A 14,915-nucleotide genomic window follows, 5' to 3' on the forward strand; every position below is an offset into this window, starting at 1 on the left:
TACAGGGGCGTCGCCAAGCGGTAAGGCAGCAGGTTTTGATCCTGCCATGCGTTGGTTCGAATCCAGTCGCCCCTGCCATTTTTTTCTTCAAATATTAAATTTCTCAATCAGTGCAGGCGAACGCCGGCGCTGGATTTTGCCGTTTCTGTTTCCTGCACGGGCTCTTCGCGGTTTTACCCCGCAAAGAGCCCGTACAGGCACAGCGAATCTAACCCGCTACCCGCAGCAGCTCATTCAGTACCCTGGCCAGTTCATCGGCCAGCACCGGCTTCTGCATCACCAGGCTCCCTGGCACTTCCAGCCCTTCCAACTCCGCATACCCGGTCAGGAACACCACCGGCAACCGCGGATAGCGTTCGCGCGCCGCCAGGGCCAGTTGGCCACCGTTGAATTCAGGCATGGCAAAGTCAGTCAGCAGCAGGTCGATATCGTCGTCCAGCAGGGCCAGCGCCTGCTCCCCACTGTGTGCCTGGCGCACCTGGTAGCCATACTGGCGTAGCACGTCACCGAGCATGTCGCGCACCAGGTGATCGTCATCCACCAGCAGCACCGTGCGGTCCCGGCCACTGTCATCGATTGCCAGGGGGGCGGTTGGCGCTACAGGGTCGATCGCCAGTTCCTGCTTCACCGCCGGCAAGTACACCGCCACCTGGGTGCCATGCCCAGGCTCGGTGTCGATGCGCACACCGCCGCCGGACTGCTTGGCGAAACCGAACACCTGGGCCAGGCCCAGGCCGGAGCCCTTGCCGATGTCCTTGGTGGTGAAAAACGGCTCGAACACCTTGGCCAGCACCTCTTCGCTCATGCCGCAGCCGGTGTCACGGATGCTCAGCATCACGTACTCGCCGGGCTCCGGGTCCTCCGGGCGCTGCGGGCGGGCCTTGATGCGTGTGTTGCGGGTCGCAAGGGTCAGCTGGCCGCCGTCGGGCATGGCGTCGCGGGCGTTGATCGCCAGGTTGAGGATGATCATTTCGGTCTGGGTCGGGTCGGTCAGCGCCTGCCACAGGCTGTGGTCCAGGTCCAGGCGCACCCGGATGTTGCCGCCGAGGGTGCGACGCAGCAGTTCTTCCAGGCCGCAGAGGGTGCGGTTCAGGTTCAGCGGCACCGGCTCCAGGCGCTGGCGACGGGAGAAGGCGAGCAGTTGCGAGGTCAGCTTGGCGCCGCGCTCACCGGCTTCGCGGATATGCGTGAGGCGGCTGCGGGCCTTGTCCAGGTCGCCCTTGGCCAAGTCGCGCTCAAGGAAGCTGGCGCCGGTCAAAATGACCGTGAGCAGGTTGTTGAAGTCGTGGGCGACGCCGGCGGTGAGCTGGCCGACGGCCTCCAGCCGCTGCATCTGCTGCAGCGCCGCCTCGATACGTTCGCGTTCGGTAATCTGTTCACGCAGGCGGGTATTGGCTTCGGCCAGGCCCAAGGCGGTGTCCCGCTCGCTGGTGATGTCCCGCGCCACCACGTAGAGCAGGGTGTCTTCTGGCACCACCACCCAGGACAACCAGCGCAACTGGCCACCGGCGTGCTGGATCCGGCCAACGAAACGGGCGCTGGTGCGGCCATGGGCGAGGGCGGCCAGCTCGGTGAGCAACGCCTCCTGATCCACTTCGGGCAGCAGGTGCAGCAGCGAAGCCTGGCTCAGGCGTTCGCGGGAAAAGCCCAGGCTGGCCTCCCAGGCCGGGTTGAGGGCCACCGGGGTCAGGTCCTTGTTGAGCACCGCAAGCAAGTCCTGGGACAGCTCCCAGGCGCGGTCGCGTTCGCGGGTACGGCGCTCGACCCGTTCGCCGAGCATCTCGTTGAGCTGCCTGAGTGCCTGGGTCGCCTGGCGCTGGGTATGGATGTCCTGCAGCACGCCGGTAAACCGCGTGCACTGGCCGTCGACGAACTGGCACTGGCCGCTGCTGAGCAGCCAGCGCGGTTCCAGGCCATTGGCCTGGACAATGCGAAACTCGACCCGGTACAGGCCGTCGCTGTCCGGGCGCATGGCCTGCTCCACGGCTTCGCGCACCTTGGCCTGATCGTCGGGGTGGATGCCGGCGTAGAACACCCCAAGGTTCATCTCGGTCTCGACCGGCAGGCCGAACAGGGCCTTGCAACGGTCATCCCAGATCAGCAGGCCCTGTTGCGGCCGGAAGTCCCAGGTGCCCATGCCGGCGGCATCGATGGCAATGCGCGCGCGTGCCTCGACATCGGCCAGGGCCTCTTCCGCACGGCGCCGGCGCTGGCGCTCCAGCACTTCAGACAGGGCCCGGCGCACGGCCTTGGGCAGCAGCGGCAGGTTCTTCTTCAGCACATAGTCGGTGGCGCCCAGGCGAATCATCTCAACCGCATGTTCTTCGCCATAGATGCCGGAGAGGAAAATGAACGGTGTGTCGGGCGCCAGGCGCTGGGCGATGGCCAGCACCTCGGTACCGGAAGAGCCGGGCAGCACGCAGTCGCAAAGGATCAGGTCGAAACTGGCTTCAAGCAGGGCGTGTTCGACCCCGGCATGGTCGAATACCAGCTGCGATTGCACCTGCAACCCGCTGCGCTCCAGGCGCATCAGGGTCAGCTCGGCGTCGAGCGAGCTGTCTTCGACCATCAACAGTTTGAGCGGTGTCGGTAACATCTTTGCGGGGGCCTCAGTGGCTGCCACGGCGGTTCAGGCGCAGCGAGCCGGGTGGTGGTTCGTTGAGCACTGCCCAGAACACGCCGAGGTCGGAAATCGCCGCGACGAACTCCTTGAACTCCACCGGCTTGACCACATAGGCATTGACCCCCAGCTCGTAGGCCCGCAGCAGGTCGGGCTCCTCCCGCGAGGAGGTCAGCATCACGGTGGGTATGCTGCGCAGTTCGGGCGTGGCACGCACCACCTTGAGCACTTCCAGGCCATCGACCTTCGGCAGCTTCAGGTCGAGCAGCAGGACGGCCGGGTTGCCATCGGCACGTTCGGCGTATGTGTTGCGGCGCAGCAGGTAGTCGAGGGCATCGGCACCGTCGCGTAGAACGATCACTTCGTTGGCCAGCTGGCTGCGCTCCAGGGCCAGCAGCGTCAGCTCCAGGTCGCGGGGGTTGTCTTCGACCAGCAGGATGGGCTTGAGCATGGTGATACGGGTACCTCAGGTAGTTGCCGGGTGACGGGGCAGGGTGAAGTGGAAGCTGGCGCCCTGGTCGACCTGGCCTTCGGCCCAGACTCGCCCGTCGTGACGCTCGATGATCCGCCGCACGCTGGCCAGGCCGATCCCGGTGCCTTCGAAGTCTTCCATGCGGTGCAGGCGCTGGAACACCCCGAACAGCTTGTTGGCATAGGCCATGTCGAAGCCTACACCATTGTCGCGGATGTACACCTCGATCTCGCTCTGGTGCTGGCGGGCGCGGACCGCGATGTGGGCGGGGTCACGGCCCCGGGTGTATTTGATGGCGTTGGCGATCAGGTTGTGCAAGGCCAGGTTGAGGAATGCCGGGTCGGCGATCACCTTGGGCAGCGGCGCGATGTCCCAGATGATTTCGCGGCCTTGGTAATCCGGGGCCAGGTCCTGGCGGATGGTATCGACCAGTGCGTTGAGGTCGACATCCGACAGGCGCAAGGCCGAGCGGCCCATCTGCGAGAAATTGAGCAGGTTGTCGACCAGGCTGCCGGCGAAGTGCGCGGCTTCCTCGATGTGTTGCAGATAGCGCTTGCCGCGCTCGCTCAACGCGCGGCCCTCGATTTCGCCAAGCAGCTCGGAGTAGCCGGCGATGTGACGCAACGGGGCGCGCAGGTCGTGGGACACACTGTAGGAAAAGGCTTCGAGCTCCTTGTTCGAGCGGCGTAGCTCGTTGGCCAGCTGTGCCAGCTCCTCGGCCTTGCGCAGCACGATACCCAGCACAGCCGTACGCAGTTCGAGCACGCCTTCGATGACCAGCGGGTCCCAAGGTTCGCAGTAGCCGCTGACCTGCTCCTGCCAGCGATCAAAGCTGTGCCGCGGGTCGAGCGCACCGTGGGCGCCAATCTGCTTGTCGGGCCGCCCGGCCCAGTCGACGGTGCGCACCTGCTCGGGGCGGAACCACAGCAGGTAGTGCGAGTGGATCTGCGAGATGGCCACTGCCAGCACGCCGCCAGCATGGGCTGCCAGCTCTGGCAGTTCATCGATGTCTCGGCGCAGGTTGTCGCTGTGGAATACCGTTTCCTCGCCGCGTTGCTCCAGCCAGTGCACCAGGGCGGTAACCTGCGCCGCAGGCGGGGTCTGGCCGATCAGGTCGCAGCGCTCGGCGGAGATTAACGCCGCGCCGCTGGCGCTGGCGAAGGCCAGCAGCACCTCGGGCAAGTCGCGCAGGCCTTCGCTGACACTGTCGTGGTCGGCCATCGAGGAGATCATGCGCACGACGTGCTGGCGCAGGTCGAGTAGCTGGCGAGTCCTGGCGTGCGATTCGCGGGCCTCGATCTGCAGTGACAGCACGCTGGCCAGCAGTTCGCAGGCCGTGCGGGTACGCAGCTCGACCGCGCGCGGCTGGGCGTGGTGGCAGGAGATCAGGCCCCAGAGCTGGCCATCGACCACAATCGACAGTGACATCGACGCCAGGGTACCCATGTTGCGCATGTACTGCAGGTGCACCGGCGACACGCTGCGCAGGGCGGCGAAACTCATGTCCAGGGGCTTGCCGGTGCGTGGGTTGGTGGCCGGCAGCAGGGGTGAGGCCTGGTAGTTGGCATCTTCGATCACGCGGATGCGGTTGACCCGGTACAGCTCGCGGGCCTGACGCGGGATGTCCGCTGCGGGAAAATGCAGGCCGAGGTAACGCGGGTAACCGGCGTCGGCCAGTTCGGCGAGCACCTGGCCATTGCCCTCGGCATCGAAACGGTAGGCCTTGACCCGGCCAAAGCCGGTGATGCGCTTGACCTGAACCACGCACTGCTGCAACAGCTCTTGCAGGGTGTCGGCGTTGTGCAGGCTGCTGACGAAACCGCGCACAATCGGGTAGTAGTCGCCCGGATCGGCCAAGTCGGCAGGCAGGCGGAAGGGTTCGAACTCAGCGATCAGTACCTGGTCGTGGCGATGGACCAACAGGCGCAGCGTGTCGCGGCAGGGCGCGCCCTGGCGCAAGCGCACATCGCCGATATGGAACGGGAAGGCGTCGTCGTTGGGCAGGCGTTCGAGCTGGGCGCGCAGGTCGAAGCTTTCGCTGACCACGTCGGCGAAGGTGCAGCCGATCAGTGCTGCGGCCGTCACACCCAGCCAGCGTTCGACATTTTCGCTGGCCTGGAGGATGCACAGGTCGTGTTCATCCAGTGCCAGCAGAAAGCCGTGCGGCTGGATGCTGCCAGGGACCTGGATCGGCTCCTCGGCGCAGCGTTCCACAGCTGCGGCGAGTGCTTTGTCTGTCATCAATGGAAAAGCTCCTGTGATGTTCTTCCATGCCTACTACCTGCGTCGGGTGCCGGCTGTTGGCTACCGCGCACCGTAGCAGAATGTCGACCGCTTTGCCGGCTCATGGCCATTGGAGGCATGGGATGCCCAGGGGTTCGCCTGGATTGGGAAATTTCTTGCCGGCGCGCCAGCGCTTTGTCGTTAGCACAAAAGAATGGCACCCAGCCATCACGGTTCTGCCACCTGCTGCTACGCTCAGAATCACACTAGAGAAACAAGGAACATCCAGTGACGGAACGCTTTTTGGCCGCGCTGTTTGGCCTGTTGTTGAGCGGCAGTGCCGTAGCGGCGGACTTCCTGGTCGAGGTGCGGGTACTGGTGCAGCGGGGCTGCATGCTGGTCACCCAGCAGCGTGACGCGGGCGCCCAGGCCCTGGGTCGGATCGACCTGGGCACTACCGCTCGTCTGGACGGCCCGGATGCGCCATTGAGTGGCGTACTGCTCAGCCAGCGCCCGCCACGCCTCGAATGCAACCCAGACACGCCTTATCAGGTGCGCGTCGACGGTGGCCAGCACGGCGGTGTCGGCGAACTGCGTTTTCTCGCCAGCCATGACACCAAGGCCAAGCCGATCCCCTATCGCCTGTTCCGTGATGCCGCCTGGCGCGAACCCGTGGTGGTGGGTGAGCCGCATGCCGCACGTGTGCCAGGCAGTGGGTCGGTCGAGCTGCCGCTCTACGCCCGAATCGACAAGCTGGCCTGGGTGCCCCGCGCCGGGCAGTACGCCGACCTGCTCAAAGTCACGGTCACCTGGTAGCGAGGCCGCCATGCACAAGATGAACCGCACATCAATCCTGCTGCTCAGCCTCGGCCCGCTGCTGTTGCCCAGTGGCGTGGCGCATGGCACCAGCACCGGGTTCATCCAGGCCCGCCTGGTGATCAGCGCCGCCTGCCAGATCAACAGTGGTGATCAGCCGCCCGCTACGCTGGGCAACCCAGGCCTGATGGACTTTGGCCAGCGCGGCCCGAACTGGGATGCGCCGCTGCGCAGCCGGGTTGACGAGGCGGTGGGCGAGGGCAGCTTGCAGATCAGCTGCACGCCCGAGGTGAGGGCGTTCAACGTGCGCATCAATGCTGGCCTGAATGGCGACGATGGCGTGCGTCGGCTGAGCAACGGCCGCGAAATGATCCCCTATCAGCTGGCGGTCGACCCAGGTGGCAATAGCCGCTACGGCATCGGCCAGGCCCGTGCTTTCACCATCAGCAGTACCGAGCAGGTCCCTGTTCCCATCTACGGTGTGGTAGTGGCGCAACCGCGCGCGCTGCCGGCCGGGCTGTACCGCGACACCCTGAGAGTGACCCTGGACTGGTAAACGACGCAAGGAGACTCCGATGCGAACGACTTTCACCCGTTGCATGCTCGCCGGCCTCGGCCTGGCCATGGCAGCTCACACCCAGGCCGCTACGGTGACCGGGACCATCACCTCGACCCTGACCCTGACCTCGGCGTGCCAGGTCAACGGCAGTGGCGGCACCTCAGGGTTGAACTTCGGTGCCCTCAACTTCGGTACCCAGGAGGCCCTGTTCACCACGGCCAACGCCCAAGTGCTGGGCGGCGGCGGCGGGGCCATGAGCATCCTGTGCTCGGCAGGCACGGTCCCGGCGATCCGCGTGCGCGCCGGGTCCCATGACGGCCAGTCGACGGGTGGTACGCGTGCGCTGGCTGATGGCGCTGGCAATTTCGTGCCCTACGACTTCTACACCGATGCCGGTCACTCCACGTTGCTGGCCATCGACGGCACCATCACCTTGCCGACCAGCACCGGCGTGGCGCAAACCGTCAACTTGTATGGCCAGGCGCGTGGCAAGGCAGGGCTACCGGCCGGGACATACACCGACACGGTGGCTGTCGAGTTGTCGTTCTGAGCCATGTTCAACGCCATGCGTGCCTGGCTCGCGGGTGGCCTGACGGGGCTCGGCATGTTGCTGGCCGCGCCCCTGGATGCGGCGACCAGCAGTACCTTCCAGGTGAGCGCGCAGATCGTTGCCGGCTGCCTGGTGGTGGGCGGGGTGACCAGCTATGGCGTGCTCGATTTCGGCACCCAGTCGGCACTGTCCACCGGCATCCTCAGTACTTCACTGGGCGGCACCACGGTGACCTTCCAGTGCACCCCGGGGGTGGCCATGAGCATGAGCCTGGACGGCGGCCAGAACAGTGCCAGTGGTACGCGCAACCTCAAGCGCACGGGCGGCACGCAGGTGCTGGCCTACCAGTTGTACCAGGACGCGGCCTACAGCCAGGCCCTGGGGATCGGCCAGAGCGTGACGGTGAGTTACACCGACGCCACGGCCATCAAGTTGCCGGTGTATGGCCGTACCCAGTTGCCTGGCACTTTGCCGGCCGGGACCTACACCGATGTGGTGCAAGTGTCGGTGACCTGGTGAACACACCAGCAGCCTAGAAAAAGAAACCAAGGAGAGTGGCATGGGGGTAGGCGCGAAGTGGGCGCAAGGTGTGATCGGTCTGTTGCTGCTGGCGAGCCTGCCGGCAGGGGCGGCCACCTCGGTGCTGATCTGGCCGATCGACCCGGTGCTGGAGGCTGACCAGAAGGCCGGCGCCCTGTGGCTGGAAAACCGCGGCACGGCGCCGGCCAGCTTGCAGGTACGGGTGTTCGCCTGGCGCCAGGGCGATTATCAGGAGCAGTTCCAGGCCCAGCGCGAAATCATCGGTAGCCCACCCGTGGCCACCATTGCCCCAGGGCAAAAGCAGCTGATCCGCCTGACCCGCACGGGCAGTTCGCCGGTCGGCCAGGAGCAGGCCTACCGCATCATCATCGACGAGATCCCCTCGCCAATGCCCACCGATACTGCCAGCCAGGGCACCACCGCAGCGATCCGCCTGCAGATGCGCTATTCGGTGCCGTTGTTCGTCTATGGCGAAGGCTTGTGGGGCAAGCCCGACCCGCAGGGCAAGCGCAACGCCGACGGCATCGGCAAGCCGCAGCTCAGCTGGCGCCCGGTGACGGTGCAGGGCAAACCCTATGTGGAAATGCGCAATACCGGCCCGGTGCATGCACGCCTGACCGATGTGGTGGTGCTGCAGGGCGGCCAGGGCAAACCCTTGGCCGAAGGCCTGCTTGGCTATGTGCTGCCCGGTGCCAGCATGCGCTGGCCGGCGCCGGTGGTGCCGAACGCGGGCAGCGTGATCAAGGGGAGGGTGAACGGCCAGGAAGTGGCCGAAGCGATCCGGCAAGGGCAATGAGCCCGCCGCTGAATGAAGGGCATGGGCCATGGAGGACCTGGCAATGGTCGGAATCCGTGTGTGAGACGGCTGTCGCGGGCTTCGCGCCGCTGGTGCCTGGGGCTGACCTTGTTCGGCCCCTGCCTGGCGCTGGCCGACGACCTGCCACCGCCGCCCAGCGAATCCATGGCCATCGCCGACGCCACGCTGTACCTCGACTTGCTGGTGAACCAGGTGCCCAGGGCTGAACTGGTAGCGGTGCAGCAACGTGCCGGGCGCCTGTACCTGGACAGCGATGTGCTGCGCAACCTCAGTATCCAGCTGCCGGGCGACCCGCAGGGTGAGCTGGCGCTGGACGATGTGCCGGGCCTGCACAGCGATTACGACAGCCAGAACCAGCGCCTGCTGCTGCAGGTGCCGCCGGCCTGGTTGCCAGACCAGCAGGTCGGTGATCGCGGCCTGTATCCAGCCACTGAGGCGCGCAGCAGCTTCGGCGCCTTGTTCAACTACGACCTGTACCTCAACGACACCGACGATGGCGGGTCCTACCTGGCAGCCTGGAACGAACTGCGCCTGTTCGACAGCTGGGGCACGTTCTCGACCACCGGCCAGTGGCGCCAGTCGTTTAATGGCGCGCAGAGCGATGCCAACCGGCAGGGCTTTCTGCGTTATGACACCACCTGGCGTTTCACCGATGAACAGCGCCTGCTCACTTACGAGGCAGGCGACTTCGTGACCGGGGCTTTGCCCTGGACCAGTTCGGTGCGGGTGGGCGGCGTGCAACTGTCGCGTGACTTTGGCGCCCGTCCGGATCTGGTGACCTATCCGTTGCCGGCCTTTGCTGGTGAAGCAGCGGTGCCGACGTCGCTGGACCTGTTCATCAACGGCTACAAGTCCAGCACCGCCGAATTGCAGCCAGGCCCCTACACCCTGACCAACGTGCCGTTCATCAACGGCGCCGGCGAGGCCGTGGTGGTGACCACCGATGCCCTGGGCCGGCAGGTGTCCACTACCTTGCCGTTCTACGTCACCAGCAGCTTGCTGCAGAAAGGCCTGTCGGACTTCTCGGTGGCCGCCGGCAGCCTGCGCCGTGACTATGCCGTGGAAGATTTCGGCTACGGTACCGGTGTTGCCTCGGCCAGCCTGCGCCACGGCGTCAGCGACAGCTTCACGCTCGAAACCCATGTCGAGACTGCCGAGTCGCTGCTGCTCGGCGGCCTGGGCGGCAACATGCGCCTGGGGACCTTCGGTGTGCTCAATGCCGCCTTGGCGCAGAGCCAGTTCGAAGGCGAGAAGGGCCATCAGGTTGCCCTCGGTTACCAGTACAACAGCCAGCGCTTCGGCTTCAACTACCAGCGCCTGCAGCGGCATGGCGAGTACTCGGACCTGACCCGGGTCGATACCCCCGACATGCAACTGAGCCAGCGCAGCGAACAGGTGACCCTGAGCGTCAACCTCGACCAGTACGGCAGCCTTGGCGCCGGCTATTTCGATGTGCGTGCCGGCGACGACACGCGCACCCGGCTGATCAACCTGAGCTGGAGCAAGCCGCTGTGGGGCAACAGCAGCCTGTACCTGTCGGCTAACCGTGAGGTCGGCGACAGCAACTGGGCGGTGCAGGCGCAGGTGGTGATTCCGTTCGACTTCGGCGGCACCCTGGCGGTGGGCACCGAACACGGCAAGGACGGCGAGAGCCTGCAGCGGGTCAATTACAGCCGCGCCGTGCCGGTGGGTGGCGGCGTCGGCTATAACCTCGGCTATGCCAGCGGCAGCGACCGCGATGCCTATCGCCAGGCTGATGTCACCTGGCGCCTGCAATCGGTGCAGCTGCAGGCCGGCGTATACGGCAGCAGCGGCGAGATGACCCGCTGGGCCGACGCCAGCGGTTCGCTGGTGTGGATGGATTCCGGCGTGTACGCCGCCAACCGCATCGACGATGCCTTCGTGGTGGTCAGCACCGGTGGCTACGCCGATGTGCCGGTGCGCTACGAGAACCAGGAAATCGGCCGTACCGACCGTAGCGGTCACTTGCTGGTGCCTTACAGCAGCGGCTACTACCGCGGCAAATACGAGATCGACCCGATGAACCTGCCGCCCGATGTGCTGGCCGCCGAGGTGGAGCAACGGGTGGCGGTGCGCCGTGGCAGCGGCTACCTGCTGGAGTTCCCGCTCAAGCGCGTGCTGGCGGCGAGCATCGAGCTGGTCGATGCCAATCAGCAACCGCTGAAGCTTGGCAGCAAGGTCAGCCATCAGGAAAGCGGCAGCCAGGCGGTGGTCGGCTGGGATGGCCTGGTGTACCTGGAAAACCTGTCGCCGCACAACCGCCTGCAGATTGCAGTGGAAGGAGGAGGGCAGTGTCAGGTCGAATTCGATTTGCCGGAGTCGGCGGGTTCGATCCCGTTGATTGGTCCGCTGCCATGCAAATGAAGCGGCTGTTGTGCAGTCTGCTGCTGTTGCCGGCAGGTTCTGCCTGGGCGCTGTGCTCGTCGGTGGCAACCACGCCAGCGGCGTTCGGCACGATCAACTCGACCCTGGTACGTACCACGGTGCAGAACGCTTCGAGTACCAACTCCGGGCTGCAGTGCACCGGGTCGCTGCTGAGCCTGCTCAGTTCCAACGACCATTTTTACGCGACCATCACCTCGTCTACCAGCGGGCTGGTCGGCCCGACGGGCGACGTCATTGCGTACACCCTGTACGCAGACAACAGCACCAGCTACCCGATCACACGCGGCGTTGCCTTTGACTTCGCCCGAAACGGCATCCTCGATCTGTTGGGGTTGTTGAATGGCACCACGCCCAAGTCAGTGCCGCTGTACATGAAGACCCAGGTCGGCAGCAATGTCGCGGCGGGTTTGTACCAGGAAACCCTGACCATCGCCTGGAGCTGGAACTACTGCTCCGGGATCGGTGTCGCCAGCATCTGTCTGGGGCGAGATATCGGTTCTGGCAGCCAGACGATGATCGTAAACCTGACAGTGAGCAACGACTGCCAGATCACCACCCCCAGCATCAGCTTCGGCAGTGCGCCGGTGGTGGCCGGGTTTGGCACGGTGAGCCAGAGCGTGAGCCTGTCATGCACCAAGGGCAGCGCCTACACGGTGGGCTTGAATGATGGGGAGAACGTGTCGGGTGGGCGGCGGCGGATGAAATCCACGGCCGGCAACTACCTGGACTATGACATCTTCAAGAGCGCCGGCACCGTGCGCTGGGGTTCGCTGACCAGCGCCCGGCGCGCGAGCAGCGATGCCGATGTAAACCCCGGAAACGGAACCGGGACGGGCAGCCAGGTGTTCAACTACAACGCCAAGGTCTACACCGACCAGGCCACGCCACCCGCGGCGAGTTATGTCGACAATGTGATCCTGGATGTGGCGTTCTAACCTGCTCAGCGCAAATCGTCGACCATCTTCAACAAAGTTTCCAGCACCGCCCCGGCCAACACCTTGGACCGCGCCCCCGACCATTCGGCCAGCGGTTCCGGTGCATCGTCATGGTCCTTGAACGGCATCTCCAGGGTCAGCGACAGGCAGTCATACGCCATCCCCACCGCATTGCACGCCAGCGTGGTATTCGCCTGCCCCGGTTCGTCCCGCGTGTAGCCATGCACCGTCTGGAAGTCCGGGGTCACGCTGCACAAGGTCGTGCGGAACTGTTGTTCCAGCTTGGCCAGTCGTGGCGTGTACCCCGGGTTGCCCTCGCAGGCCGCCGTGAATACATGCGGGATTTCCTCATCCCCATGTACGTCGATGAATGCATCCACCCCGTACTGCTTCATCTGCGCCTGGGCAAAGAACACCTCCGGGCTGAACTCGACACTGGCATCCTGCCAGGCCCGGTTCAGGTCCTTGCCTTTGAAGTTGGTGCGCAGGTGGCCGAGGAAGGCGCCGTCCGGGTTCATGTTCGGGATCAGGTACAGGTCGGCTTTTTCCAGCAGCTTCTGAACGGTTGGGTCATTGGCTTGCAGCCGGTCGATCACCCCCTCCATGAACCACTCGGCCATGTGCTCGCCTGGGTGCTGCTGGGCAATCAGCCACAGCTTGCGCTTGCCCGCCGCACCATCGCCTGCGCGCAGCAGTGGGATGTCCCGGCCTTGCACGCTGCGGCCGTGGGCCAGCAGCTCGACGCCAGGGATCTGCTGGGCGCGTTCTATCAGCTGGTTGTGGCGGGCACGCGGGTAGGGCTCGAAGTAGGCGAACCAGGCCTGCTCTTGCTCGGCCTTGAGCTCGAACGACAGCGCCTTGCCATCGAACTGGCTCGGCACGCGGAACCAGGTCTGTTGGTCGTAGGAGGCGACGGCGTTGTAGCCGCTCCAGGCGTTCTTGTAGGAAGACTCGCTGGCGTTGTCCAGGCTGAAGCGGTGGACCTGGCCCGGGGTGAGGCCGCTGACCTTGAAGTGGAACCACTGGAAGTGGCCGCTGTTCGTGTCCGGGCGGATGGCCAGGTGCACCTGGGCCGGGTTGCTGGCATCCAGGACCTGGATGTTGCCGGAATCGAAATCGCAGTCGATTTGCAGGGGGGACAGCTTCACGGTCATGGGCGGGCTCCTTGGGATTTGTTGTGGGGGTACTGTACACCGCTTGAGGGTGGGTGTGTGGGTGGACTAACGGGCGCGCGAGTTTGGGGTGCGGGAAGTTTCCTACAAGTGCTATGGGCTTTTCCTTCAAAGATTAATCTTGCGCATCTTTCTTTAATGGCGAAATATCGGGCGTCAGAATGACGCGGTACTCAATTAGGTAGTCGGGCTCGATTACATCTTATTTATATAGATTGAGGAAAGGGCTGGCTCGATGAGTAGGCGAGACACTCCGAAGTCCACTAAGTGTTATGTTTTATTGCTCCTTCTTATCACACTTTTGGGCGTATTTCCGCTCGATGTGATTTTACCCTCTGTGCCTTTGTTGGCCCGGGACTTTGCTGTCGATGCGCAGTACATTGCCTATTCGATCAGCCTGTTCGCTGTCGGTGTCGCCATTTCGCAAACCATCATCGGTCCGCTTTCTGACCGAATGGGGCGAAAGCGCCTGCTGATTGCTGGTCTAGTGGTTTCCGTTGCAGGTGCGGTGGGGTGTATCGTCGCAACCAGTTACGAAGGCTTCATTGCCTTTCGTTTACTACAGGCGTTGGGCTGCGGGTGCTTCGTGCTTAGCCAGGCGCTGGTGCAGGATAAGTTCAGTGGCCAGCAGCGCAATGCGATGCGTATCCTGATGACCAGCGGAAGTGGCTTGTTTATTTCTTTGTCGCCGCTTGCAGGCAGCGTGCTCCAGCAGTATTTCGGGTGGGCAGGCAGCTTCAGGTCTTTGTGGTGCTGGCCGTTGTTGTGCTGGTGCTTGCCTTGAGGTTACTGCAAGAGAAGCCGACATTACCTGGCAGTGCAGGCATGTTGAGTAGTTATCAGGTTTTGCTCAAGGATCGCACTTTTCTCGTCAGCTCGCTTTTTTCATGCTTGGCGTTCGCCTGTCATTTTTCATTTGTGGTTGTGTCCCCCTTGATGCTAATCGAACAGCTGGGCCTGACGGAGTTCGCCTTCTCCATGGTCTTTCTCGGATATGGGCTGGCATACATGGTCGGCGGATTCATTGCCAGCTGGCTGAATGGCCGCATGGGGATGCAGGCGCAGGTTGGTTGGGGATTCGCGCTCATCGGTCTGGCTGGGGTTGCTCTATGTTTGGTTGTAACCGTACATGAGCTTGGAGTTTTCAGCCTTCTGTTTCCATTGGTGCTCTGTACCATCGGTACAACCATCGTTCGGCCAGCTGCAACGACACATGCGTTGGGCCGGCACCCAGAGCGGGCAGGTGCAGCGGCTTCGCTCAACAATACGATGTTGTTTGCATTCGGTGGGGGCGCCAGCATGCTGGTGGCTTCGATCAGCGGCAGCTTGCCGATGAGTCTGGCGCTGGGCTTTATTGCTTCCAGCCTTGCAGGCTGGTATTTGCTCGTCTATCTGAAAGGCTTGGAGCGTAAAGCGCGGGTGGCTGCGGCCCCAGCGGGTATGTAACTCAGGCCTAATGGCCAAACTACCACAGCCCCTCCCACACACACACCCAAGTCAATTACGGTCAGAGGGTTTTAACGATGATATGGAAAAAGCTCATTTTTTTTAAAGCACTGATTTTTCTCATGCTAAAAAAGAAATGCCCTACAGTGGTGAAGGTTGACTGTCCTTAGTTGAAGTATTTATTCTCGTTTCCACCTTGGTAAGCCCCAGTAGTGATACTTCAATAAGTGGAGGGAGATGTTTATTATGGCGACCTCAGTAAAGCGAATTCTGTTAACCCGAGCCGAGCATATACAGGTCCGCAGCTTGTTGGATGAAATCCTTCAACAACCCGCAATGTCAAATCAATACAGCTTCAT

At 63.7% G+C, this 14,915-nt stretch carries 13 protein-coding genes and 1 tRNA gene; 10 read left to right on the top strand and 4 right to left on the bottom strand.

Features of this window, described 5'->3' with window-relative positions; genetic code table 11:
* The first annotated feature begins 3 nt into the window (after positions 1 to 3).
* Positions 4 to 78: transfer RNA gene (locus tag F6X59_RS08955), tRNA-Gln, on the top strand.
* 130 nt (positions 79 to 208) lie between these two features.
* Here the strand turns inward: F6X59_RS08955 and F6X59_RS08960 are convergent.
* From F6X59_RS08960 to F6X59_RS08970, 3 genes are read right to left on the bottom strand one after another with little or no spacing between them, the layout of a single operon-like run.
* A complete protein-coding gene (locus F6X59_RS08960) occupies positions 209 to 2,596 on the bottom strand; it encodes a hybrid sensor histidine kinase/response regulator (protein ID WP_152955929.1) in 2,388 nt (795 codons plus the stop codon).
* A 13-nt stretch (positions 2,597 to 2,609) separates the two neighbouring features.
* On the bottom strand, positions 2,610 to 3,071 hold the full coding sequence (locus F6X59_RS08965) for a response regulator (protein WP_152955930.1): 462 nt from the start codon (positions 3,069 to 3,071) through the stop codon (positions 2,610 to 2,612).
* 15 nt (positions 3,072 to 3,086) lie between these two features.
* On the bottom strand, positions 3,087 to 5,333 hold the full coding sequence (locus tag F6X59_RS08970; RefSeq protein WP_372240339.1) for an ATP-binding protein: 2,247 nt from the start codon (positions 5,331 to 5,333) through the stop codon (positions 3,087 to 3,089).
* A gap of 270 nt (positions 5,334 to 5,603) precedes the next feature.
* Here F6X59_RS08970 and F6X59_RS08975 point away from each other — a divergent pair, with 270 nt between their 5' ends.
* The 7 genes from F6X59_RS08975 (at position 5,604) to F6X59_RS09005 (ending at position 11,938) form a co-directional block, all read left to right on the top strand.
* Positions 5,604 to 6,131 carry a spore coat U domain-containing protein gene (locus tag F6X59_RS08975; RefSeq protein ID WP_346653007.1) on the top strand — a complete coding sequence of 176 codons (528 nt, stop codon included), beginning with the start codon at positions 5,604 to 5,606 and terminating at the stop codon, positions 6,129 to 6,131.
* 19 nt (positions 6,132 to 6,150) lie between these two features.
* A complete protein-coding gene (locus F6X59_RS08980; protein WP_152956137.1) occupies positions 6,151 to 6,687 on the top strand; it encodes a spore coat U domain-containing protein in 537 nt (178 codons plus the stop codon).
* Positions 6,688 to 6,706: 19 nt separating this feature from the next.
* A complete protein-coding gene (locus tag F6X59_RS08985; RefSeq protein WP_152955932.1) occupies positions 6,707 to 7,240 on the top strand; it encodes a spore coat protein U domain-containing protein in 534 nt (177 codons plus the stop codon).
* A gap of 15 nt (positions 7,241 to 7,255) precedes the next feature.
* Positions 7,256 to 7,759 carry a spore coat U domain-containing protein gene (locus F6X59_RS08990; protein WP_152955933.1) on the top strand — a complete coding sequence of 168 codons (504 nt, stop codon included), beginning with the start codon at positions 7,256 to 7,258 and terminating at the stop codon, positions 7,757 to 7,759.
* Positions 7,760 to 7,799: 40 nt separating this feature from the next.
* Positions 7,800 to 8,576, top strand: coding sequence for a molecular chaperone (locus tag F6X59_RS08995; RefSeq protein ID WP_152955934.1), 777 nt, complete (start codon positions 7,800 to 7,802; stop codon positions 8,574 to 8,576).
* Between the two features lie 165 nt (positions 8,577 to 8,741).
* A complete protein-coding gene (locus F6X59_RS09000; RefSeq protein ID WP_256669183.1) occupies positions 8,742 to 10,982 on the top strand; it encodes a fimbria/pilus outer membrane usher protein in 2,241 nt (746 codons plus the stop codon).
* Positions 10,973 to 11,938: a spore coat U domain-containing protein gene (locus tag F6X59_RS09005; protein ID WP_152955936.1), complete on the top strand. Its 966-nt coding sequence runs from the start codon at positions 10,973 to 10,975 to the stop codon at positions 11,936 to 11,938. The genes F6X59_RS09000 and F6X59_RS09005 overlap by 10 nt, the downstream gene beginning before the upstream one ends.
* 5 nt (positions 11,939 to 11,943) lie before the next feature.
* Here the strand turns inward: F6X59_RS09005 and F6X59_RS09010 are convergent, their stop codons facing one another.
* Complete coding sequence (locus tag F6X59_RS09010) at positions 11,944 to 13,092, bottom strand: M14-type cytosolic carboxypeptidase (protein ID WP_152955937.1); 1,149 nt, start codon at positions 13,090 to 13,092, stop codon at positions 11,944 to 11,946.
* Positions 13,093 to 13,390: 298 nt separating this feature from the next.
* Here F6X59_RS09010 and F6X59_RS28825 point away from each other — a divergent pair, with 298 nt between their 5' ends.
* Both F6X59_RS28825 and F6X59_RS28830 read left to right on the top strand, forming a co-directional pair.
* Complete coding sequence (locus tag F6X59_RS28825) at positions 13,391 to 13,894, top strand: MFS transporter (RefSeq protein WP_306109979.1); 504 nt, start codon at positions 13,391 to 13,393, stop codon at positions 13,892 to 13,894.
* Positions 13,834 to 14,556 (top strand): MFS transporter, encoded by a 723-nt coding sequence (locus tag F6X59_RS28830; protein WP_372240340.1) that lies wholly within the window; start codon positions 13,834 to 13,836, stop codon positions 14,554 to 14,556. Before F6X59_RS28825 ends, F6X59_RS28830 begins: the two co-directional genes overlap by 61 nt.
* Positions 14,557 to 14,915 lie beyond the last annotated feature (359 nt).

The sequence above is a fragment of the Pseudomonas sp. MN1F genome (assembly GCF_009391885.1).
Lineage (GTDB): Bacteria > Pseudomonadota > Gammaproteobacteria > Pseudomonadales > Pseudomonadaceae > Aquipseudomonas.